Below are 21,846 nucleotides of genomic sequence, written 5' to 3' on the forward strand. Positions count from 1 at the left end.
CCATGCCCGAGACGTCTGAGACGGCGAACGGCTTCTGGGCGCAGGCGGCTCAGCAGCCGGACCGTACCGTGCTCGTCACTCCGGGCGGCGAGGAGTGGACCGCCGCCCGGCTGCATGCCGCGTGCAACCGGCTGGTCCACGGCCTGCGCGCGGCCGGACTGAGGACCGGCGATGCGTTCGCCGCCGTGCTGCCCAACGGCGTCGAGTTCTTCACGGCCTATCTCGCGGCCTCGCAGGCCGGGTTCTATCTGGTGCCCGTCAACCACCATCTCGTCGGGCCGGAGATCGCGTGGATCGTCGCCGACTCGGGCGCGAAGGTGCTGATCGCCCATGAGCGGTTCGGTGAGCAGGCCGCGAAGGCGGCCGACGAGGCGGGCCTGCCCGCCACACATCGCTACGCCGTGGGCACGGTCGACGGATTCCGGCCGTACGCGGAACTTCTCGCCGGTCAGCCGGACACCCCGCCGGACGAGCGCACGCTCGGCTGGGTCATGAACTACACCTCCGGGACCACCGGCCGCCCGCGCGGCATCCGCCGGCCCCTGGCCGGCACCCTGCCCGAGGAGTCCCACCTCGGCGGCTTCCTCGGCATCTTCGGCATCAGGCCGTTCGACGACAACGTCCATCTGGTGTGCTCGCCGCTCTACCACACCGCCGTCCTCCAGTTCGCCGGAGCCTCCCTGCACATCGGCCACCGGCTCGTCCTCATGGACAAGTGGACCCCGGAGGAGATGCTGCGGCTGATCGACCGCCACCGCTGCACGCACACGCACATGGTGCCCACCCAGTTCCACCGCCTCCTCGCCCTGCCGGACGCCGTCCGGGCCGCGTACGACGTGTCGTCGATGCGCCATGCCATCCATGGGGCCGCGCCCTGCCCCGACCACGTCAAGCGGGCGATGATCGACTGGTGGGGACACTGCGTCGAGGAGTACTACGCGGCCAGCGAGGGCGGCGGCGCATTCGCCACCGCCGAGGACTGGCTGAAGAAGCCGGGAACGGTCGGCAAGGCCTGGCCGATCAGCGAGCTGGCGATCTTCGACGACGACGGCAATCGGCTACCGGCCGGTGAACTCGGCACCGTCTACATGAAAATGAGCACCGGCGGCTTCAGCTATCACAAGGACGAGGAGAAGACCCGGAAGAACCGCATCGGTGACTACTTCACGGTCGGTGACCTCGGCTTCCTCGACGACGACGGCTACCTCTTCCTCCGCGACCGCAAGATCGACATGATCATCTCGGGCGGGGTCAACATCTACCCGGCGGAGATCGAGTCGGCTCTGCTGGCCCACCCGGCCGTCGCGGACGCCGCTGCCTTCGGCATCCCGCACGACGACTGGGGCGAGGAGGTCAAGGCGGTGGTCGAACCCACCGAGGGCCACCGGCCCGGGCCCGCGCTCGCCGACGCCCTACTCGCCCACTGCGAGGAGCGGCTCGCGGGCTACAAGCGCCCCCGGTCCGTGGATTTCATCGCGGCCATGCCCCGGGACCCCAACGGCAAGCTCTACAAGCGGCGGCTGCGCGAGCCGTACTGGCAGGGCCGGGACCGCGCCGTCTGACGCCCGTCCAGGTCCTTCGATCGGAGGGTCGGGAGTGCCGCAACGGGCGGGCCGCCTGGCACCCGGGCGGTGAGCCTCCCGGATCGCGCGGAAGAATGCAGAAGGATGCTGAAGAATGGGGGTACTGGTTGACTGTGCAACCACTCTGACGGAGGAGCCCGGATGCCCCAGCCTGAGGGACCCGCACTGGAGGCCTTGCGAGCCCGTCGCGCGGAGCTGCGCGCCCGGTATCTGCACGAGCCGCCGGACCGACCCGCGACCACGGCGCGCGGAGTCCACCACGTCGCGTTCATCTGCCGGGACGTCGAGGAGACGATCCGGTTCCATCAGGAGCTCCTCGGCTTCCCGCTCGTCGAAATCGTGGAGAACCGCGACTACCGCGGCTCGACGCACTTCTTCTTCGACATCGGTCACGGCAACCTACTCGGATTCTTCGACTTCCCCGGCCACGACCACCCCCCGTTCGCCGAGACGGTCGGGGGAGTGCAGCACATCGCCCTGTCGGTGGGCGACGAGCAGTACACGGCGGCCCGCACGCGTCTCGACGAGGCCGGCGTCTCGTATCTGGGACCCGACCGGGGCGTGGAGGAGAGCCTGTACTTCCGTGACCCGAACGGCGTTCCGCTCGAGCTCTTCCGTGAGCGGCTCGGCGTCTTCAACGGCCGACGGCTCGTCGACTGACCCAGCGCGCCAGGCCTCAGGCGCCCGTTTCATCCCCGTTTGGTCGGGCAGTCGTGCGGTGGCAGACAAGAGGAGCCGATCGTCCGAGAGGACGTGAAGATCGTGAACGTAGCCTTCCTCGTGGCCCCGAAGGGTGTGGAGCAGGTCGAGCTGACCGAACCGTGGCAGGCGGTGAAGGACGCGGGCGGCACCCCCCGGCTCGTCTCGACCAAAGCGGGGAGGATCCAGGCCTACAGCCATCTCGACAAGGCCGACACGTTCCCGGTGGACCAGACCGTCGCGGACGCCTCCGTCGACGAGTACGACGGACTCGTGCTGCCGGGCGGCGTCGCCAACCCCGACTTCCTGCGGCTGGACGAGAAGGCCGTGTCCTTCGTCAAGGGGTTCTTCGACGCGGGCAAGCCGGTCGCGGCGATCTGCCATGCGCCGTGGACGCTGGTGGAGGCCGATGTGGTGCGCGGTCGCGTTCTGACCTCGTGGCCGAGTGTCCGCACGGACATCCGGAACGCCGGCGGGACCTGGGTGGACGAACAGGTCCACGTCTGTGAGCAAGGCTCCAACGTCCTGGTCACCAGTCGTAAGCCCGGTGACCTCGAGGCCTTCGACAAGACGTTCGTGGCGGAGTTCGCCAAGGCCGCGGCGAGCTGACCCGGGGGTCCCTCACACGCGGCCGTTCTCGGCCACCGCACGCGCCCAGCGGTAGTCCGCCTTGCCGCTGGGCGACCGCTGTATCAGCGGGGCGATGACCAGGCTGCGCGGGACCTTGTACCCGGCGAGCCGGATCCGGCAGTGCGACTGGATGTCCTCGAGCGAGGGCGGCGCGGCACCGTCCCGGATCTGCACCACGGCCGACACTCGGTTGCCCCAGGTCTCGTCCGGCACTCCGGCGACCAGCGCGTCGTACACATCGGGGTGCGCCTTGAGTGCCTGCTCGACCTCCTCCGGATAGACCTTCTCGCCGCCGGTGTTGATGCACTGCGAGCCGCGGCCGAGCACCGTGACGACCCCCTCCTCGTCCACCGTGCCCATGTCGCCCAGCAGCACCCACCGCGCGCCGTCCGCCTCGAAGAAGGTCTCGGCGGTCTTCTTCGGGTCGTTGTAGTAGCCGAGCGGCACATGGCCGCGTTGCGCGATCCGGCCCGGCTCGCCCACCGCCACCGGCTTCAGTGTGGCCGGGTCCACCACCGTCGTACGGGCGTTGACCCGGAGCCGGAAGCCCGCGTCCGGGCCCGCGTCGTCGGTCGCGGTCCCGTTGAACCCGGACTCGGACGAGCCGAAGTTGTTGAGCAGCATCGCGTTCGGCGCGAGCTCGAGGAACTGCCCCCGGACGGTCTCGGACAGGACGGCCCCGGAGCTGCTGACGCTGAACAGGGACGAGATGTCGGTACCTTTCAGCGGGCCCGCCAGGGCGTCGACCAGCGGTCGCAGCATCGCGTCGCCGACCAGCGAGATGCTCGTGACCTTCTCCCGCTCGACCGTGCGCAGCGCCTCCTCGGGTACGAACTTCCGGTGCAGCACCACCTTCTGCCCGAAGTGGAAGGCGATGAAGGCGGTGAGCGTGGACGTGCCGTGCATCAGCGGCGGGGCGGGGAAGAAGACGATGCCTTCGCCGCAGTCGGCGACCCGTTCGGCCAGCTCCTCGGGCCGGGTCACCGGCTCTCCGGTCGGCGCGCCGCCGCCCATGCCGGAGAAGAAGAGATCCTCTTGGCGCCACATGACGCCCTTGGGCATTCCCGTGGTGCCGCCGGTGTAGATGATGAACTGGTCGTCGGCCGAACGCGGCCCGAAGTCCCGGCCGGGCGTCCCGGACGCCTCGGCCTCCGCGAAGGGCACGGGCGAGATGCCCGGCTCGGCGGCTCCGCCAGGTGGGGTGCCGACCCGGATCAGATGGCGCAACTTCGGCGCCTGCGGCAGGGCGCTCGCCACCCGGTCGGTGAACTCGGCATCGAAGACGAGTGCCGCCAGGTCGGCGTCACGGTAGAGGTAGACGAGTTCGTCCGCCACGTACCGGTAGTTGACGTTGACCGGCACCGCACGGATCTTCAGGCAGGCCAGCAGGGTCGAGAGGTACTCGACGCCGTTGTACAGGTGGAGCCCGACGTGCTCGCCCGGGGCGATCCCGCGGTCGGCCAGGTGGTGGGCGAGGCGATTGGCGGCCTCGTCGAGCCCGGAGTACGTCAGCCGGCGCTCGGCCCCGGTGCCGGGATGGTCGAGGTACACCAGGGCCTCGCGGTCCGGGACCACGTCCACGACCGACTCGAACAGGTCCGCAAGGTTGAACTCCACGTCTCCTCCTGACCCAGCCCGGGGTCCGGGGGCACCCCCAGTGGCGGCGGGGTGCACCGGACGGCAGGACGGTGTGCGGCTCGGCGGTCATTAGAGCGCTCAGCCCCGAAGGGGGGAAGAGTTCGCGCACAAGAAATCTGACTGGTTGTCAGAAAACTCTTGAACTGGCCCCCCGGCTCCTGCAACCTGTTCTAGGTCTTGAGACGGGAGGACGTGATGGGAGCAACCCAGCACCTCGACGTGCGACGCGAAGGCGCCACGCTGATGCTCACCCTCAACCGGCCGGAGGCCAAGAACGCGCTGTCGCTGCCGATGCTGGTCGGGCTGTACGACGGGTGGCTGGAGGCGGATGAGGACGACGGCATCCGCTCGATCGTGCTGACCGGAGCCGGCGGAACGTTCTGCGCGGGCATGGACCTCAAGGCCCTCGCGGGGCAGGGGATGGACGGCCAGCAGTACCGGGACCGGATGAAAGCCGACCCCGACCTGCACTGGAAGGCGATGCTTCGGCACCACCGGCCGCGCAAGCCCGTGATCGCCGCCGTCGAGGGACACTGTGTCGCCGGCGGCACCGAGATCCTCCAGGGAACGGACGTCAGAATCGCGGGCGAGAGCGCCACCTTCGGTCTTTTCGAGGTCCGGCGCGGACTCTTCCCCATCGGCGGGTCCACGGTGCGGCTTCCGCGCCAGATCCCCCGCACCCACGCGCTGGAGATGCTGCTCACCGGCCGCCCGTACACCGCAGGCGAGGCCGAGCGGATCGGCCTCATCGGCCGGGTGGTGCCCGACGGCACGGCGCTGGAGCGGGCCCTGGAGGTCGCGGAGCTGATCAATGCGAACGGTCCACTCGCCGTGGAGGCCGTGAAGGCCAGTGTGTACGAGTGTGCGGAACTCACCGAGGCCCAGGGCCTGAAGGTCGAACTGGAGCGTGGCTGGCCCATCTTCGACACCGCCGATGCGAAGGAGGGCTCCCGCGCGTTCGCGGAGAAGCGGCCCCCGGTCTACCGGCGGATGTGACGTCCCAGCAGAGCGCTCGCCGCCGGGCCCGCCGCACCAGCTTCCGGCCCTCACGAAGGAGACAGGCTCCCATGACATCCACCCCCGCACCGGAGGTCCTCCGAGCGCCGCTGGTCGTGGAGTTCCCGTTCACCCGCTCCCTCGGGCCGGTCCAGAGCGCCTTCCTCACAGGACTGCGCGAGCGAACCGTGCTCGGTGTGCGGACCAGCGACGGCCGGGTGCTCGTACCACCCGTCGAGTACGATCCCGTCACCGCCGACGAACTGCGCGAACTCGTCGAGGTCGGCACGGTGGGCACCGTCACCACCTGGGCCTGGAACCCCGCACCGCGCCCGGGCCAGCCCCTCGACCGCCCCTTCGCCTGGGCCCTGGTCAGGCTCGACGGCGCCGACACAGCCCTGCTGCACGCCCTTGACGCGCCGGACCCCGACGCCGTCCGCACCGGGCTGCGGGTCCGTATCCGGTGGGCCGAGGAGCGGACCGGAGCCATCACCGACATCGCGTGCTTCGAGCCGTACGAGAGCGAGGCCACCGCCGAAGCCTCCCCGCACAGCGGGGGGTTCGCCGACCCCGTCACCCGCATCGTCGCGCCCGCCCGGCTCGACTACACCTACGCGCCCGGGCGCGCCCAGAGCCGCCACCTCACCGCCCTGGCGGAGCACCGGACGACCGGCGAGCGCTGCCCCTCTTGCCGGAAGGTGTACGTGCCACCTCGCGGCGCCTGCCCCACCTGCGGCGTCGCCACCGACGAGCAGGTGGAGGTCGGCCCGCGCGGCACGGTCACCACCTTCTGCATCGTCAACATCAAGGCCAGGAACCTCGACATCGAAGTGCCGTACGTCTACGCGCACATCGCCCTCGACGGCGCCGACCTCGCCCTGCACGGGCGCATCGCCGGCATCCCGTACGACCAGGTGCGGATGGGGCTGCGCGTGGAGCCGGTATGGGCCTCGGGAGGGCGCCACCCCGACCACTACCGCCCCACCGGCGAGCCCGACGCCGACTACGACACCTACAAGGAGCTGCTCTGATGAAGTACTCCAGGGATGTCGCCATCGTCGCCTTCGCCCAGACCGCCCATCGGCGCAGCACGGCCGAGGTTTCCGAGGTCGAGATGCTGATCCCGGTCCTCCAGGACGTGCTCGGCCGGGTCGGGCTCACAGCGGGAGAGATCGACTTCACCTGCTCCGGCTCCAGCGACTATCTCGCGGGCCGGGCCTTCTCCTTCACCATGGCCCTCGACGGAGTGGGCGCCTGGCCGCCGATCTCGGAGTCCCATGTCGAGATGGACGGGGCCTGGGCGCTGTACGAGGCGTGGGTGAAGCTCCTCACCGGCGAGGCCGAGACCGCCCTCGTCTACTGCTACGGCAAGTCCTCGCCGGGCGAGGTCCGGGACGTGCTGACCCGGCAGCTCGATCCGTATTACGTGGCCCCGCTCTGGCCCGACTCGGTGTCTCTCGCGGCACTCCAGGCACAGGCGCTCATCGACGCGGGCGCCACCGACGAGCGGGCACTCGCCGGGATCGCGGCCCGCAGCCGTACCGCGGCCGCCGGCAATCCGCATGCTCAGATCCGCGGTTCGGCCCGACCGGATCAACTCCTCACCGGCGACTACCTCGTCCGGCCGCTGCGGAAGCACGATGTGCCACCGGTCGGTGACGGCGCTGCCGCCGTGATCCTCGCCGCAGGGGAGACGGCCCGGAAGCTGTGCGCCCGGCCCGCCTGGATCCGCGGCATGGACCACCGCATGGAGGCCCACGGCCTGGGGGTACGGGACCTCACCGACTCGCCCTCGACACGCCTCGCCGCCGAGCGGGCCGGAGCCTTCGAGCGGCCTGTGGACACCGCCGAGCTGCACGCCCCCTTCACCTCGCAGGAAGTGGTGCTGCGCACGGCGCTGCGGCTGGACGACGGGGTGAGCGTCAACCCGTCGGGCGGCGCTCTGGCCGCCAATCCGGTCATGGTGGCCGGCCTCATCCGCCTCGGCGAGGCCGCCGCACGGATCCACCGCGGTGAGTCCGACCGGGCACTCGCCCACGCCACCTCAGGGCCTTGCCTCCAGCAGAACCTGATCGCCGTCCTGGAAGGGGACGCCGGCCGGGCCGACGCCGGAGATGGGGGCACCCCCAGGCCGAAGGCCCTGGTGGAGAACAAGGAGGGCCAATGACCAAAGAACCCGTGGCCGTGGTCGGCATCGGCCAGACCAAGCACGTCTCCGCGCGCCATGACGTGTCCATTGCCGGGCTCGTACGCGAGGCCGCCGTGCGCGCCCTCGAGGACGCCCAGCTCACCTGGACGGACATCGAGGCCGTCGTCATCGGCAAGGCCCCCGACTTCTTCGAGGGCGTGATGATGCCGGAGCTCTACCTCGCGGACGCGCTCGGCGCCGTCGGCAAGCCCATGCTCCGGGTCCACACCGCCGGTTCGGTCGGCGGCTCCACGGCCCTGGTCGCGGCCAACCTGGTCGCCGCCCGCGTCCACCGGACCGTCCTCACCCTCGCCTTCGAGAAGCAGTCCGAGTCGAACGCGATGTGGGGCCTGTCGCTGCCCGTTCCCTTCCAGCAGCCGTTGCTGGCCGGCGCAGGCGGCTTCTTCGCACCACATGTACGGGCGTACATCCGTCGCACCGGCGCGCCCGAGACCGTCGGTTCCCTGGTCGCCTACAAAGACCGGCGCAACGCGCTCAGAAACCCTTACGCGCATCTGCATGAGCACGACATCACGCTGGAGAAGGTCCAGTCCTCACCGATGCTCTGGGACCCGATCCGATACTCCGAGACCTGTCCGTCCTCGGACGGAGCCTGCGCCATGGTCCTCACCGACCGCGCGGGTGCGGCCCGGGCGCCGTACCCGCCCGCGTGGGTGCACGGCGGGGCGATGCGCAGCGAGCCGACCATGTTCGCGGGCAAGGACAACGTGTCCCCGCAGGCGGGCAAGGACTGCGCCGCGGATGTCTACCGACAGGCCGGGATCGCCGACCCCAGGCGCGAGATCGACGCGGTGGAGATGTACGTGCCGTTCTCCTGGTACGAGCCCATGTGGCTGGAGAACCTCGGCTTCGCGTCCGAGGGGGAGGGCTGGAAACTCACCGAAGCGGGCGTCACGGAGCTCGACGGCGACCTGCCGGTCAACCCGTCGGGCGGGGTGCTCTCCACCAACCCCATCGGGGCGTCCGGCATGATCCGATTCGCCGAGGCCGCTCTCCAGGTGCGGGGCCGCGCGGGCGAGCATCAAGTGGACGGCGCACGCCGAGCGCTCGGCCACGCGTACGGGGGCGGATCGCAGTTCTTCTCGATGTGGCTCGTCGGGGCCGAGCGGCCCTCGGCGTGATGCCCCGACGGCCTGTGCGGTACCGGTACCGATCGCTAGGCTGACCGGGTAGACGAACCGGGAGGAGCACGGACGTGGCCGACAGCACCACACAACAGCCGCTGGCGGGGTTCAAGAAGCCCCAGCTCGACCTCAGCAACGCCGAGTGGCAGTCCAGCAGCCAGGGGACGGGCGACGTCCAGATCGCCTTCGTCGAGGGCTACATCGCGATGCGCGACGGGCGCAACCCGGACGGCCCGGCGCTCATCTTCACCCCCGCGGAATGGCGCGCGTTCGTCCTCGGCGCCCGCGACGGCGAGTTCGACCTCACCTGATACCCGCTGTTCCCGCCCCATCACGTCAGGACCTCGCGCCCGCACCACTCCCGCTGATTCAGGAGGAGAGGGAGTGAGGACGAACGCGCCGACACCCACCAGAACGACCCTCCACCATGATCAGCGGTATGTCCCGCACCACCATGTCGCGCAGGCGGTCGAGCTGCAGGGCTCCCTGGCGGCACGCTCCGTCCAGCTCACCGTGCAGAACGCATGCGGGCCCCGGGCACGTACCATGTCCGCATGTCGTTCCTCCGCCGACGCAGCCCCGCAACGCCCACCGGGCCGGACTTCGACGTGCTCGCCATGGACCCGAGTGACTGGCCGGGCAATCTCGGGGCGGGCCTGCTGCCCGCCCCCGACGGCAGCTGCCAGGGCGTCTTCCTCCGCTACGACCTCTTCGGCGGACGCGGGCCGGCGATGATCATCGGGAATCTGCCCGAAGGGTCCCCGGCCCGGGAACCGGGCGAAGGGCAGGTGCCGTTCGAGGTCGCGCAGCTGCTCGCGGCCCTGGGCAACGACGAGCCGGTGCATGTGGTGGAGGTCGAGGACACGCCGGTGATGCACGAGGACAACCTGCTGATCGTGCGGCGCGTCAAGGTGTCGGAGGACCGTGTCTCCTGCGTCCAGTTCGACCGCAGCGACGGCGTGCTCGTCACCATCGCCAGCTGGGACCGCCCGATCACCGACGATCTCTACCAACTGCTGAAGCCGCTGCCCGCGGAGATGTTCCAGCAGCGCTGATCCCCGCGGGCCGCTCCGTCGGCTTCGGTCAGCTCCCCGACCTGCGCACGGTCACGTCATCCGCCTTGACGAACGCCACCCGATGACCGAACTGAATCTGGAAGTACGTCTGCTTGCCCCGGACCACCTGGTGCTGCGTGGGGTCGAAGGTGACGGCGTAGTAGTACTCGCCCGCGGTCTTCAGGCCCACGGGGTACTCCTGACCTGCCAGCAGTCGGTACGGCAGCGGTGACAGCGGCTGGACCGGGACCCCCTGCGGATAGGCGTCGGGCTCCGGGTAGGCCCGCCCGTACACCGGGATGTCCGCAGCGCCCTCCTTCGGCGTGACGACCAGGCCCTTGGCGGGCACGGCCGTCGGCTGCTGCGGCGGGTTGTGGAACCACGCCTTCTGTCCGAGATACCAGATCGCCGTCCAGTCTCCCTGGCGCCCGGCGACCGCGTACCGCTGGCCGGTGGAGGCGCGCGCACCCGTGTCGTTGACCCCGGTCGTCGAGTCCCCGCCGTCCGGCCGCAGTCCGATGTCCTTCACCAGGGGCGCATCCTCGCGCGGCTCGGTGTGCAGCCGTACGGCGGCGGAGCCGTGCGGCGGGCACGGCTCGCCGGGCTTCTTGCAGCCGGTGTAGACGGGCTGGTGCAGGCGGTACTCGGGGAGGATGGTCACCAGGCCGCCGCGCGGGCCCGCGGTGGGATGCAGCGGCGCGCCGAGCAGCCGGAAGTAGTGCGCCCAGTCCCAGTACGGGCCGGGGTCGGTGTGCATGCCACGGATGGCCCCGGCGGTCGAGCCGGGGACGTTGTCGTGGCCGAGGATGTGGTCGCGGTCCAGCGGGATGTCGTACCTCTTGGCCAGGTAGCGCACCAGACGGGCTGATGTGCGGTACATCGCCTCCGTGTACCAGGCGTCGGGTGCCGCCAGGAAGCCCTCGTGCTCCAGCCCGACCGACTTGCTGTTGACGAACCAGTTTCCCGCGTGCCAGCCGACGTCCTTGTTCCGTACGTGCTGGGCGATGTGTCCGTCGGACGACCGCAGCGAGTACTGCCAGGAGACGTACTTGGGGTCCTGGACCAGCTTGAGCGTGGTCTCCCAGGTCGCCTCGGTGTCATGCACGATGATGTAGTCGATCTTCTGCGAGCGCGGACGGTCGGCCTTGTCATGATTGCCGTAGTCCGTCTTGTCGCCGTCCTGCCACTCCTCGTACGGCGCCGGGATCCACTCGCAGGACACACTGCGCGGGCACTCCGTCTCACCGCTGGCCGTGGACCGCAGACCCAGCCGCCCGGCCTGCGCCCGGTCCGGGGCCAGATCCGGGAGGGCGGGCAGAACGATGTGCTGGCCGCTGTCGGTGGTGCGCCGCTGGCCGCTGCGGATCACCTCGAAGACCTCGTCGGCATAGCCGGCGGCGGCGCTCGCGTTGTCAGCGCCCGAGTAGCGCGCCACCGCGCCGTACCAGTCGGCGGGGTCACCGCTGGATGGCAGGCCCAGCTTCCGCTGTGCGGCCGCGAGCAGCGCGGCGCCGCCGCGGACGTTCGCCGCAGGGTCCTGGCGCAGTTCACGTGCCGGGATCCCGGTCAGCGCGGCGGCGCGCTCCAGGGTGCGCAGCCTGGCGGGCAACTCGGCGGGCTCGGGCGCCTCCTCGGGAAGCGTCCCGATCGTCCGGGCGGTGTCTCCGCGGGGGTCCTCGCTGCCGTGACTGTGGTGCGGGGCCTCGGCGAGAGCGGTCACGGCGTCGGTGAGGTGCATCGGGCCGTAGCCGCCCGAGACGCTGGGCGCTCCCCGGTGCGCGTCCCAGCGGGACTGGAGATACGAGACGCCGAGGAGCACGCGCTGCGGCACCCGGTACTGCTCGGCGGCATCGGCGAAGGCCCGTTGCAGGGCATCGGCGTCGGGCCGGGAGGCCATCGCGGGCGGCGTGGCCGAGACCAGCGGGAAGAGCAGGGCGCCCAGTGCCGCGACGGTCACGGCCCGGGGTACGCGCGATCGGATGCTGGTGCCGCTTAAGAGAGCTGACCTTCGCATGCGACCTCCTCGGGACGGGCCGTGTCAGGTGATGCGCAGCGGACTGGCTGGGGTGGGTCCCGACTAGTGCATCGGTTCGCCAACGATCCGTCAATCCTCCCGCGCCTCGATGACTTGGTACGACCTGGCACGTCATGACGCGTGTCGCGGACACGGAAGGGCCAGGGTCCGCTCGCTTGCACGGCGAGCGGACCCTGGCCCTGATGGCGATGGTTCAGCGCGTGCCGACCGCTGCCCGGACGGCCCGGCGGGCCAAGGCGCAGTCGTCGTGCAGTCGGCGCAGCAGCAGCCGCTGCTCCTCACCTGACGAGGCACCCACGCCCGGCACCACGGGCGCCGGATCGCGCATGGTCCGCTGTACCGCCGTCTCGTAGGTGCGGATCTCGCGGGTCAGCACGAGCATCAGGTTCACCAGGAAGGCGTCCCGGGCCGCCGGGCCCGAGGCCTGAGCCAGTTGGCTGATGTGGCGTCGGGCGGCGGGGGCGTCCCCGAGCACGGACCACAGCGTCGCCAGGTCGTAGCCCGGGAGGTACCACCCGGCGTGCTCCCAGTCGACGAGCACCGCACCCGCGGGGGACAGCAGGATGTTGGAGAGCTGGGCGTCGCCGTGGCAGAACTGCGCCTGGCCCTGCTTCCCGGACGCATGCGCCACCCCGTGCAGCAGCTTCTGCAGGTCGCCCATGTCACGGTCGGTGAGCAGCCCCAGCTCGTGGTAGCGCGCGATCCGGCTGCCGTAGTCGATCGGGGCGTCGAACAGGCCGACCGGCGGCTGCCAGTGGTTGACGCGGCAGATCGCGCCCAGCGCCGCCCGGACGTCCGCCCGCGGCGGTGCCTCGACGGGGTGGCGCTGCAGTGATGCGACACGCCCGGGCATGCGCTCGATCACCAGTGTGCAGTTATCGGGATCCGCGGCGATCAGCCGGGGCACCCGCACGGGCGGGCGGTGCCGGACGAACGCGCGGTATGCCGCTATTTCCTGACGGAACCGCTCGGCCCAGGCGGGAGAGTGGTCCAGTAAACACTTCGCGACGGCGGCGCTGCGGCCCGTCGTACCGACCAGCAGTACCGAACGACCATTGCGCCGGAGCAGCTGCACAGGGTTGAACTCCGGGCAGATCCGGTGCACCGACGCGATCACGCTGCGCAGCTGCGCGCCCTGGGAGCCGGACAAGTCGATTCTCCCGCTGAGCGGTTGGGTGGCGAGCCCAGACGCCCGCCGAGCACGCCCGCCGCCGAGTGCCGCCCCCGCGGCGTGGGTGGGATCGAGGTACGGACCACTGCCGGAGGGCTGCGGGCGGTACGGCCGGGGCGGGGCGGACACGGAGGACGATGCTGCGTACATGGGCGAAACAGATCCCTTCGTGTGCCGACGAGTTGGTGCGCATCCGGCGCCGGTGGACGGATCGCACCCTGGGGAATGCGATCCGACCGCCGGGCCGGGGAGGCGCGTTTCTAACAGACACCCGGTGGCGGGTGGCACACCATCTGGCGAACCCTGGCGAACCCTGGCGAATAGTCGCTTGGCCCATGACGGCCGGTTACTGTCAACTCAGCCGAGGAACCTGGGGGCTTGACGTGACCAAGGAACCCAACACCCGACTCTCGGACCTGTTCGGTCTCGCCGGCTGGTCCAAGGGCGAGCTCGCGAGGCTGGTGAACCGGCAGGCGGCGGCCATGGGCTACCCGCAGCTGGCGACCGACACCTCGCGGGTGCGGCGTTGGATCGACACCGGCGAGGTGCCGCGCGATCCCGTGCCGAAGGTACTGGCGACCCTGTTCACCGAGCGACTCGGTCGTGTCGTGACCATCGAGGACCTCGGGTTCGGCCGGCACGGGCGCGCGGGGAATCGGCAGTCCGCCGACGGACTGCCGTGGCCGCCCGAACGGACTGCCGCGGTCCTCACCGAATTCACGGGAATGGACCTCATGCTCAACCGACGAGGCCTGGTGGGTGCGGGTGCCGCGCTCGCCGCAGGCTCAGCACTCTCCAGCGCAATGTACGACTGGCTCCAAACCGATCCGGCCCTCGCCACCGACGCCCCCCGTGTCGGCGATCCGTTCACCGCCGACCCCGTCGGCTTCGACCGCTACGAGGCGGCCCCCGTGGGGTCGCAGGAGATCGAGGCACTTGAGCGCTCGGTCGAGGTCTTCCGCGCCTGGGACGCGGCCCGCGGCGGCGGGCTGCAACGCAAGGCCGTGGTGGGCCAGCTGAACGAAGTGGGCGGCATGCTCGCTTACCGGCACAGCCCGCATCTGCAGCGCAGGCTCTGGGGGGTGGCGGCCAACCTGGCCGTGCTCGCCGGGTGGATGTCCCACGACGTGGGTCTGGAGCCCACCGCCCAGAAGTACTTCGTCATCGCCGCGCATGCGGCCCGGGAAGGCGGCGACCGCCCTCGCGCCGCCGAGGCGCTGTCCCGCGCCGCCCGGCAGATGGTGCATCTCGGCCGGCCCGACGACGCCCTGGACCTGATGAAACTCGCCAAGTCCGGTGCCGGTCAGGAGACGTTGCCGCGGACACGCGCGATGTTCCACACCATCGAGGCGTGGGCACAGGCGTCGAAGGGGCAGGGGCAGGCCGTACGCCGGACCCTGGGCGAGGCGGAGGATCTGTTCGTATCGGACCGGGGCGATGTGCCGCCGCCGAGCTGGATGCAGCTCTTCAACGAGGCGGATCTGCACGGGATGCAAGGTCTCGTCTACCGCACACTCGCGGAACACGAGCCGTCGGCCGCCGTCATCGCGCAGCGTCACGCCAAGGAGGCGCTGCGGATGCGGGAGGACGGTCGCCAGCGATCCCAGATCTTCGATCACATCTCGATCGCCTCGGCGTGCTTCATCGCCGACGATCCGGAACAGGCGGACACCTACGCCCGGATGGCCCTGCTCAGCATCGGGGAGAACTCCTCGCATCGCACATGGGACCGGCTGCGCGAGATGTATCGACTGACGGGGCAGTACGCCAGCTACGCCAAGATCGAGAATCTGCGCGAAGAGATCCAGCAGGCGCTGCCGAAGGCCCCTTCCCCCTCGGCCAAAGGGAAAGGCAGGAGCGCGAAGGCCTGACCGGGATGCCTGCCGTGCGGGGCAGGCGCCCCCGTCCGCGCTGCCGTTGTCTGTGCTGTCCTTCCGGAGACGTCCGGCCTCCCGGACGCTTCCGGCTCTGAAAGACCGGGCCCTACCGCCCGAGGACCAGCCCGTACCGCCCTATGAGTCGACCCGGGCGGCCAGCACGCATGCGTCGTCCTCGCGATCCGTGTGGCCGAACTCCTCGATGACGATCCGTACGCACTCCTGCGCACTGCGGGCCGACGACAGCCGAGGGGCGAGGGCGAGCACGCTCCTGGCCCCTGAGTCGCCGGCGGCCGGGTCGTCGAGTCGGGTACCGCGCGGCGCGAGGCCGTCGGTGTGCAGCACCAGCAGGTCGCCGGGCTCCAGTTGCTCCTCGGCCTGGCCATACGTGGCCCCGGACGTGGCACCGAGCAGCACTCCCTCTGGGGCCCGCAGAGCGCGCCCCGTCCCTTTGCGGAACAGCAGTGGGGCGGGGTGTCCTGCCTGGGCCCAGGCCAGGGTGCGGCTGGGCGTGTCGTAACGGCAGCAGACGGCACTGCCGATCGCGGGCTGGGCCGAGGCGTCGAGCAGCTGGTTCAGCCAGCCCATCAGTCGCCCCGGATCGGTTCCGGCCACAGCCATACCGCGCAGGGCGCCGAGCAGCATCGCCATGCCCGAGGTAGCGGCCACGCCGTGCCCGGTCAAGTCGCCCACACTCAGCAGCGTCTGCCCGTCCGGCAGCGGAAGGGCGTCGTACCAGTCGCCGCCGATCAGCGCGGTGCTGGCGGAGGGCAGATAGTGGGCGGCCACGTCCAGAGCGGCCGGACTGCTGTGCGGGAGCCGCAGGGAGCCGCGCCACGGGGGAAGCACGGTCTCCTGCAGCTCGACCGCAAGCCGACGCTCGGTCTGCGCGATCTGCCGTTGGCGCTGCAGCGAGTCACGGGTCTCGCGCACCGCCCGCTGGCTGCGGCGCAGTTCGCTGACGTCCCGCAGCACAGCCCACATGGAAGCCGTGCAGCCGTCGGCGTCGAGCACCGGCTCGCCCATCATGTGCACCGTGCGCACGGAGCCGTCGGGGCGCGCGATGCGGAACTCCCCGTCGATCGGCTTCCCGTCCACCAAACAGTCGGTGACCATCGCGGTCAGCAGCGGCTGGTCCTCGGAGAAGACGAAGGACGGCAGTTCGTCCAGGGTGAGGCCGCCGTCCTGGGGGGAGCGGCCGAAGATCCGGAACAGCTCCTCCGACCAGTCGACCTCATCGGTGAGAAGGTTCCACTCGGCACTGCCGACCCGGCTGAGCAGCGAACCGCGCTCCTGCCCGGGCGGCGCTGCGGGCTGCGGCACGGACGGGGCGCCGACGCCTTGGCCGCTCGCCGGAACGGGGTCGGGCGGCAGCCCGTCACGCAGCTGGCCGAGCTGCTGCCTCAGGTCCTCGAGGTGGTGCACGGCGAGATCGCAGAGGGCTCGCTGCCAGCGGAGCTGTGGATCGTCCTCGTCCGGTACCGCCTCGCGCCGCACGGCGTCGACGCCGCCGCGCAGGAGACGGGCCTGCGAGATGAGTGCGTCGACCGCCTCGCGCTCGGGCGGCTGGGCAGCGGAACGGTCCGCATACGTGTGGGACGGCATGACGTACTCCGATACAGGCGCGGCCGACTCTGTTGGAAGGGGCCGGTTACGACTGTTGCACAGTGAGCGACGGTCCGTAAGCCGTTTGGCAACACACGATTCGGTGGTGCTTCTGGCATATGTCCCAGGCCTCCGGGCGACGGGGTCTGCGAGACTCGGCGGAATGGCCGAATCCGAGTAGGCTGCGGCGCTCGGGAACCGCGAAGTCCACGCTGTTCACAACGCGTGGACCCCGTGGTCACCGGCAAGAATGCCGGTCGGCGGAAATCCCGTTGCCAGCGACCCCACCGCACCGGATGCTGACTCTTATGTTCGATCCAGACATAGCGCCCAGTGGCACCCTGCTCGGCCTCCTCCAGCGAGGCCGCGGCGACGGGACCCTGCACGCCCTCGCGGCGCCTCGGGCCGAGGCGCTCGCCGCGCTGCATCACTGCGTGCTGCACGACCCCCGGCACGACTGGCAGATCGAGAACCGCTCCCTCTATTACGCGCGCCTCTATCTCGAACTCGACGGCGGTCTCGACGAGATCGAACAGCACCTCTTCCATCCCGACGACGTGGTGGACACCCCGGAGGAGCGCACCGGACTCGCCCTGGCCGTGCTCGGCCATCTCGCCTCCTACGGCCGTGCGGACGCCCTGGGGCTGCTCCGCCGCTACGCCGCCACCGGCTGCAACTGGACCTGGGCACTCGACGAGCTCGCCCTCCGTGACGACGATGCGGCACTGCGCGCCCTCGCGCGGCCCGTCCTCGCCCGGTTCCCGCACACGCCCGACGGAGAGGCGGAGCTCGCCACGGCCGTACGGGACGCCTTCGAGCCGCGCCCCTGGCGCCTCTGGGCCGACGACCCGGACCACCCGGAGAGCGCCGCCCGGGTGCGCGCCGCCCGGGAACAGGGCTGTTTCGACCGCTGGCAGCGCCAGCTGCGGCCGGCCGGGCCGCGTCCCGGGTGGAGCGTCGGGGAGGTCCTCGCCTGGGCCCAGGAGGGCCTGGAGCAGCACCCCGCGCAGCCGCGCCATGTCGCCGCCGCCCGCTGCCTGACGGCCGTGGCGTCACCCGACGATCGCCCGGAGATCGTCGAGGCCGCCCGCAGCGGTCCCGACGCCGCCCGCTGCACCGCCCTGCGCTACCTCGCGGAGCAACAGGAGCCCGAGGTGCTTGAGCTCCTCGACGCCGCGTCCGCGAGCCCCTCCGTGGTCGTCGCCGAGGCCGCCATCGCCGCCTTCCAACGGATGCGCAGCATGGCCGCCCTGGAACGAGCCCGGGTCTGGGCACACCGCACGGACGCTCTGGGCAGGGCGGCCGCCGGCCTGCTCGCCTGCCGGGGAGGCCACCGGGACGCCGATCTCGTTCTGGCCGCGCTGCGCAGGACCGTACGGACCGAGGGAGCCGACGCCGGCGAACTGTGGTCACTCATCGACGGGACCGGCAGGCTGTCGATCGCCTGCGCCGCGCCCGTACTCCGCCATGTGTACCGCGAGACCTCCTCGTCCCACCTGCGCGGCCGCGCCGCCCGCGCCCTGGCCGCCACCGACCCGTCCTTCGCCTCGGGCTTCGCCGTCGAATGCCTCTGGGACTGCGAGGAGACCACTCGCGAGCTGGCTGCTCGGCACGCGGCGATCGGCGATGCACGCGTCGTCGAGCAGCTGCGGCGGCTGGCGGCCGACCCCGCGGAGGAGGCGGAGGTGCAGACGGCCGTCCGCAGCCGCATCGGGCCCGATATGCCCGCCGTTTGACGACACCGGCACACGGCCGGAAACAAACGCTCATGGGACGTTTCACCGGTGGCAAGCTGCACGATGCCCGGGCCACGCTCCAGGCGTCGACAACTCGGGTATGCGTGTCGTCATCGTCACCGAGTCCTTCCCGCCCGATGTCAACGGCGTGGCCCACTGCGCCGTCCAGACCGCCCGGCACCTCGTCCGGCGCGGTCACGATCCCCTGGTGATCGCTCCGGCCGTGCCGCACGAGGCGCGGGCCGGACTCGATGGCCTGTCCATAGACCCGTGCCCCGTCGTCCGGGTGCCCTCACTGCCGCTCCCCGGCTACCCGCAGGTGCGAGTGGCACTGCCGAGCCGTCGGGTCGCCACGTCGCTGGCCGCCCACCGTGCCGACGTCGTCCACCTCGCCAGCCCCTTCGTCCTCGGCGTGCGGGGCATGGCGGCGGCCGCCCGGCTCGACATCCCGGCCGTCGCCGTCTACCAGACCGACCTGGGCGGTTACGCCCGGACCTACGTCGGCGCGGGCGAGGCCGCCGCCTGGCGGCGGATCCGCACCGTGCACAGCGCGGCGGACCGCACGCTCGCCCCCTCCTCCGCCGCCGTCGGCGACCTGCTCGGCCACGGCATACCCCGGGTCCGGCTCTGGCCGCGCGGCGTCGACACCGAGCGCTTCCACCCGGACCGGCGCGACCCGGAGCTGCGCCGCTCCCTCGCGCCCGGCGGCGAGCTGCTCGTCGGCTACATCGGCCGACTGGCGCCGGAGAAGCAGGTCGAACTGCTGGCGGCGGCGGGCGAGCTCAAGGGCGTACGGCTGGTCGTCGTCGGTGACGGACCCAGCGAACCCGGACTGCGCACCGCCCTCCCCGCCGGTACGCACTTCCTGGGCCGCCGGACCGGCGACGAACTCGCCCGGATCTTTGCTTCGCTGGACGTGTTCGTGCACACCGGGCCGTACGAGACGTTCTGCCAGACCGTGCAGGAGGCGATGGCAAGCGGCGTACCGGTCGTGGCACCCGCGGCGGGCGGCCCGCTGGACCTGGTCGACCACGGTCGCACCGGACTGCTGGTCAAGCCTTGCGACGCCCAGGCCGTACGGGACGCCGTGAGCTCGCTCGCTCAGGACGAGGAGCTGCGGGCGCGGTACGGACGTACCGGGCGCGAGACGGTCGAAGGGCGCACCTGGGAGGCCGTCGGCGACCAACTCCTGGAGCACTACGCGGAGGTGCTGGCGGCACGCACGGCGGTGGCAGCGTGAGTACGCCGGTGACCCGGAAGGGACCGCTGCGTATCGTGCGGCTGGCGAACTTCGTGACCCCTGCCTCCGGGGGGCTGCGGACGGCTCTGCGGGAGCTGGGCACGGGCTACCGTGCGGCCGGCCACGAACCGGTACTGGTCATCCCCGGGGAACGCGAGAGCGCGGAACTCACCGATCAGGGGCGGGTGATCACCCTGCCCGGCCCGGTCGTCCCCGGCACTGGCGGCTACCGCGTCCTGGCGGACCGCACCGCGGTGGCCCGGCTGCTGGAGAGGCTGGCACCGGACCGACTGGAGGTCTCCGACCGCACCACGCTGCGCTGGACCGGGGAATGGGCGCGCCGCGCCCGTGTGCCGGCCGTGATGGTCTCCCATGAGTCCGTGGACGGCGTACTGGGCACCTGGGGCATCCGCGAGGGAACCGCACGACGCGTCGCCGACCGACTCAACCGGCGTACGGCACGGGCGTATTCGCGGATCGTCTGCACGACGGCGTGGGCGGAGCGCGAGTTCGTGAGGATCGGCGCGCGCAACGTCGTACGTGCCCCTCTTGGCGTCGACCTTGAGGGCCGGCATCCCGATCGTCGCTGCGCCGCGCTGCGCGCGCGGTACGCGGCGCCCGGCGAGACGCTGCTGGTGGTGTGCTCCCGCCTGTCGGTGGAGAAGCGGCCGGGCACGGCACTCGACGCGCTGGCGGAACTGCGCGGGGGTGGCGTGCAGGCCGTACTCGTGGTCGCCGGCGACGGCCCGCTGCGGGCCCGGCTGGCCGAACGCGCCCGGGCCGAGAGGCTGCCGGTGACGTTCCTCGGCCATGTCGCGGCCGCCGACGATCTCGCGGCGCTCCAGGCCAGCGCCGACGTGTGCCTGGCGCCCGGGCCCGTGGAGACCTTCGGTCTCGCCGCGCTTGAAGCGATGGCCTGCGGCACCCCGGTGGTCGCGAACGCAGCGTCCGCGCTTCCCGCGATCGTGGGCAATGGCGGGGCGGTGGCCGCTGGAGAGGGACCGGCCTTCGCCGACGCGGTGCGGGGGCTGATGTCCCGTACGGAGGCCGACCGCCGAGGGGCGGCTCGGTCCCGCGCGGAGCGCTTCGGCTGGGCCCCGGCGGTTGAGGCGTTCCTTGCCGCGCACGGCGCGGAGATCCTCGTCGACCGCGCCGCGGAACCCACCGCCGGGCGTGCGGCGGAGGCACCCCTCTCTGCGGAAGACGTCCCCCCTGGCGCCCCGGAGGCCTCCGCCAGAGCGGAAGGAGCGGCAGCGTGAACCGCCCACCGACCGGGCAGCGGTTCGGTGCGGGTGGCGACGCCGGGGCGCGCACACCGCAGGTGGTGCGCTACGCCGCGCTCGGCGATTCGCTCACGGAAGGAGTCGGAGACCCGGCCCCCGGTGGTGGCTGGCGCGGCTGGGCGGCGCTGCTCGCCGACGCGCTCGCACCCGCGGGAGCACAGCTGCTCAACACCTCGCGCAGCGGCGCCCTCACCCGGGACGTCGCCCTCGAGCAACTCCAGCTCGCCCGCGAGCACCGGCCCCACGTGGCATCCGTCCTCGTCGGGGGCAACGACACCCTCCGCGACACCTTCGACATCGACCGGATCGCGGACCACCTCGACACCGTCCTGCGCACCCTCCACCGGGACGGCACGGTGCTGCTCACGGCATGCCTGCCGGACCCCGGCCGGCTGCTCGGCCTCCCCGCCCTGCTGGCCCGTCCGCTCGCCCGGCGCATGCAGGCGGTGAACACCGTCGTGCACGCCCTCTCCCACCGCTACGCGGCGCTGCATCTGCACGCCGCCGCCCGGCCGTGGCTCACCGATCGCGCTGCCTGGAGCGTCGACCGGCTGCATCCCAACGAGTTCGGACACCGCCTACTGGCCCGGGAATTCCACGCCCTGCTGGCCGGGTCCGGCTTCACGGACAGCCCGCCGCCGTCCACCGTCCCGGACACGGAGGGGCCCGGCCGCCTCGCACAGGCCTGGTGGATGGCCACCCGCGGCACGCAGTGGGTGGTGGCCCGGTGCCAGGACCTGCTGCCCAATCTGCTCCGGCTGGCGGCCGCTGAGGGGAGGCACCGCGTCGCGGGCACCGCCACGGCCCTCGACCTCCGTGCCCATCGCGCAGCGCTGCACGCCCTCGCCGCACTCGCGCCCGCCCAGCCCCTCGAGGCGCCCAGGGACGAGGGGGCCTACGGGCTGGGAGTCTGACACCTGCCCGGCGACCCGCGGCTCGGCACGGCCGGGGGGCTCGTATCGGCC

The 21,846-nt window shown here is 71.6% G+C and carries 18 protein-coding genes; 14 read left to right on the plus strand and 4 right to left on the minus strand.

The features are described from left to right. Positions 1 to 2 precede the first annotated feature (2 nt). The 3 genes from ACTWQI_RS12265 (at position 3) to ACTWQI_RS12275 (ending at position 2,891) form a co-directional block, all read left to right on the plus strand. The gene (locus ACTWQI_RS12265) at positions 3 to 1,562 is read left to right on the plus strand and encodes an acyl-CoA synthetase (RefSeq protein WP_443269857.1); all 1,560 of its coding nucleotides are present in this window, start codon (positions 3 to 5) and stop codon (positions 1,560 to 1,562) included. A 162-nt stretch (positions 1,563 to 1,724) separates the two neighbouring features. Further along, on the plus strand, positions 1,725 to 2,243 hold the full coding sequence (locus tag ACTWQI_RS12270) for a VOC family protein (RefSeq protein WP_443269858.1): 519 nt from the start codon (positions 1,725 to 1,727) through the stop codon (positions 2,241 to 2,243). Positions 2,244 to 2,345: 102 nt separating this feature from the next. Further along, the gene (locus ACTWQI_RS12275) at positions 2,346 to 2,891 is read left to right on the plus strand and encodes a type 1 glutamine amidotransferase domain-containing protein (RefSeq protein ID WP_443269859.1); all 546 of its coding nucleotides are present in this window, start codon (positions 2,346 to 2,348) and stop codon (positions 2,889 to 2,891) included. Positions 2,892 to 2,903: 12 nt separating this feature from the next. Here ACTWQI_RS12275 and ACTWQI_RS12280 read toward each other — a convergent pair whose 3' ends face one another. Continuing rightward, positions 2,904 to 4,529, minus strand: coding sequence for an acyl-CoA synthetase (locus ACTWQI_RS12280; protein ID WP_443269860.1), 1,626 nt, complete (start codon positions 4,527 to 4,529; stop codon positions 2,904 to 2,906). 216 nt (positions 4,530 to 4,745) lie between these two features. Between ACTWQI_RS12280 and ACTWQI_RS12285 the strand changes: the two genes are divergently transcribed. From ACTWQI_RS12285 to ACTWQI_RS12310, 6 genes are all read left to right on the plus strand, one after another. Further along, positions 4,746 to 5,546 carry a crotonase/enoyl-CoA hydratase family protein gene (locus ACTWQI_RS12285; protein WP_443269861.1) on the plus strand — a complete coding sequence of 267 codons (801 nt, stop codon included), beginning with the start codon at positions 4,746 to 4,748 and terminating at the stop codon, positions 5,544 to 5,546. A 71-nt stretch (positions 5,547 to 5,617) separates the two neighbouring features. Then, entirely contained in the window at positions 5,618 to 6,577 is a 960-nt protein-coding gene (locus ACTWQI_RS12290; protein WP_443269862.1) for a Zn-ribbon domain-containing OB-fold protein, read from the plus strand. Beyond that, positions 6,577 to 7,713: a thiolase domain-containing protein gene (locus ACTWQI_RS12295; RefSeq protein WP_443269863.1), complete on the plus strand. Its 1,137-nt coding sequence runs from the start codon at positions 6,577 to 6,579 to the stop codon at positions 7,711 to 7,713. The genes ACTWQI_RS12290 and ACTWQI_RS12295 overlap by 1 nt, the downstream gene beginning before the upstream one ends. Beyond that, positions 7,710 to 8,876: a thiolase domain-containing protein gene (locus tag ACTWQI_RS12300; protein WP_443269864.1), complete on the plus strand. Its 1,167-nt coding sequence runs from the start codon at positions 7,710 to 7,712 to the stop codon at positions 8,874 to 8,876. Before ACTWQI_RS12295 ends, ACTWQI_RS12300 begins: the two co-directional genes overlap by 4 nt. A 74-nt stretch (positions 8,877 to 8,950) precedes the next feature. Then, positions 8,951 to 9,190, plus strand: a complete 240-nt coding sequence (locus ACTWQI_RS12305; protein WP_443269865.1) for a DUF397 domain-containing protein — start codon at positions 8,951 to 8,953, stop codon at positions 9,188 to 9,190. A 243-nt stretch (positions 9,191 to 9,433) separates the two neighbouring features. Further along, positions 9,434 to 9,934 (plus strand): hypothetical protein, encoded by a 501-nt coding sequence (locus tag ACTWQI_RS12310; RefSeq protein WP_443269866.1) that lies wholly within the window; start codon positions 9,434 to 9,436, stop codon positions 9,932 to 9,934. 28 nt (positions 9,935 to 9,962) lie between these two features. Here ACTWQI_RS12310 and ACTWQI_RS12315 read toward each other — a convergent pair whose 3' ends face one another. Both ACTWQI_RS12315 and ACTWQI_RS12320 read right to left on the minus strand, forming a co-directional pair. After that, positions 9,963 to 11,948: an N-acetylmuramoyl-L-alanine amidase gene (locus tag ACTWQI_RS12315; RefSeq protein ID WP_443269867.1), complete on the minus strand. Its 1,986-nt coding sequence runs from the start codon at positions 11,946 to 11,948 to the stop codon at positions 9,963 to 9,965. A gap of 214 nt (positions 11,949 to 12,162) precedes the next feature. Further along, positions 12,163 to 13,290, minus strand: a complete 1,128-nt coding sequence (locus ACTWQI_RS12320) for an aminoglycoside phosphotransferase family protein (RefSeq protein WP_443269868.1) — start codon at positions 13,288 to 13,290, stop codon at positions 12,163 to 12,165. 233 nt (positions 13,291 to 13,523) lie between these two features. Between ACTWQI_RS12320 and ACTWQI_RS12325 the strand changes: the two genes are divergently transcribed. Further along, positions 13,524 to 15,011 carry a DNA-binding protein NsdB gene (locus tag ACTWQI_RS12325; RefSeq protein WP_443269869.1) on the plus strand — a complete coding sequence of 496 codons (1,488 nt, stop codon included), beginning with the start codon at positions 13,524 to 13,526 and terminating at the stop codon, positions 15,009 to 15,011. A 141-nt stretch (positions 15,012 to 15,152) separates the two neighbouring features. Here ACTWQI_RS12325 and ACTWQI_RS12330 read toward each other — a convergent pair whose 3' ends face one another. After that, the gene (locus tag ACTWQI_RS12330; RefSeq protein WP_443269870.1) at positions 15,153 to 16,622 is read right to left on the minus strand and encodes a PP2C family protein-serine/threonine phosphatase; all 1,470 of its coding nucleotides are present in this window, start codon (positions 16,620 to 16,622) and stop codon (positions 15,153 to 15,155) included. A gap of 308 nt (positions 16,623 to 16,930) precedes the next feature. On the opposite strand from ACTWQI_RS12330, the gene ACTWQI_RS12335 reads away from it, so the two are divergent. The 4 genes from ACTWQI_RS12335 (at position 16,931) to ACTWQI_RS12350 (ending at position 21,795) form a co-directional block, all read left to right on the plus strand. Beyond that, a complete protein-coding gene (locus ACTWQI_RS12335; RefSeq protein ID WP_443269871.1) occupies positions 16,931 to 18,358 on the plus strand; it encodes a HEAT repeat domain-containing protein in 1,428 nt (475 codons plus the stop codon). A gap of 100 nt (positions 18,359 to 18,458) precedes the next feature. Continuing rightward, complete coding sequence (locus tag ACTWQI_RS12340; protein ID WP_443269872.1) at positions 18,459 to 19,598, plus strand: glycosyltransferase family 4 protein; 1,140 nt, start codon at positions 18,459 to 18,461, stop codon at positions 19,596 to 19,598. Continuing rightward, complete coding sequence (locus ACTWQI_RS12345) at positions 19,595 to 20,857, plus strand: glycosyltransferase (protein ID WP_443269873.1); 1,263 nt, start codon at positions 19,595 to 19,597, stop codon at positions 20,855 to 20,857. The genes ACTWQI_RS12340 and ACTWQI_RS12345 overlap by 4 nt, the downstream gene beginning before the upstream one ends. Next, the gene (locus tag ACTWQI_RS12350; RefSeq protein ID WP_443269874.1) at positions 20,854 to 21,795 is read left to right on the plus strand and encodes an SGNH/GDSL hydrolase family protein; all 942 of its coding nucleotides are present in this window, start codon (positions 20,854 to 20,856) and stop codon (positions 21,793 to 21,795) included. Before ACTWQI_RS12345 ends, ACTWQI_RS12350 begins: the two co-directional genes overlap by 4 nt. The last annotated feature ends 51 nt before the right edge of the window (positions 21,796 to 21,846 follow it).

It is taken from the genome of Streptomyces sp. KR80, from assembly GCF_052245555.1.
Taxonomy (GTDB): Bacteria; Actinomycetota; Actinomycetes; order Streptomycetales; family Streptomycetaceae; genus Streptomyces.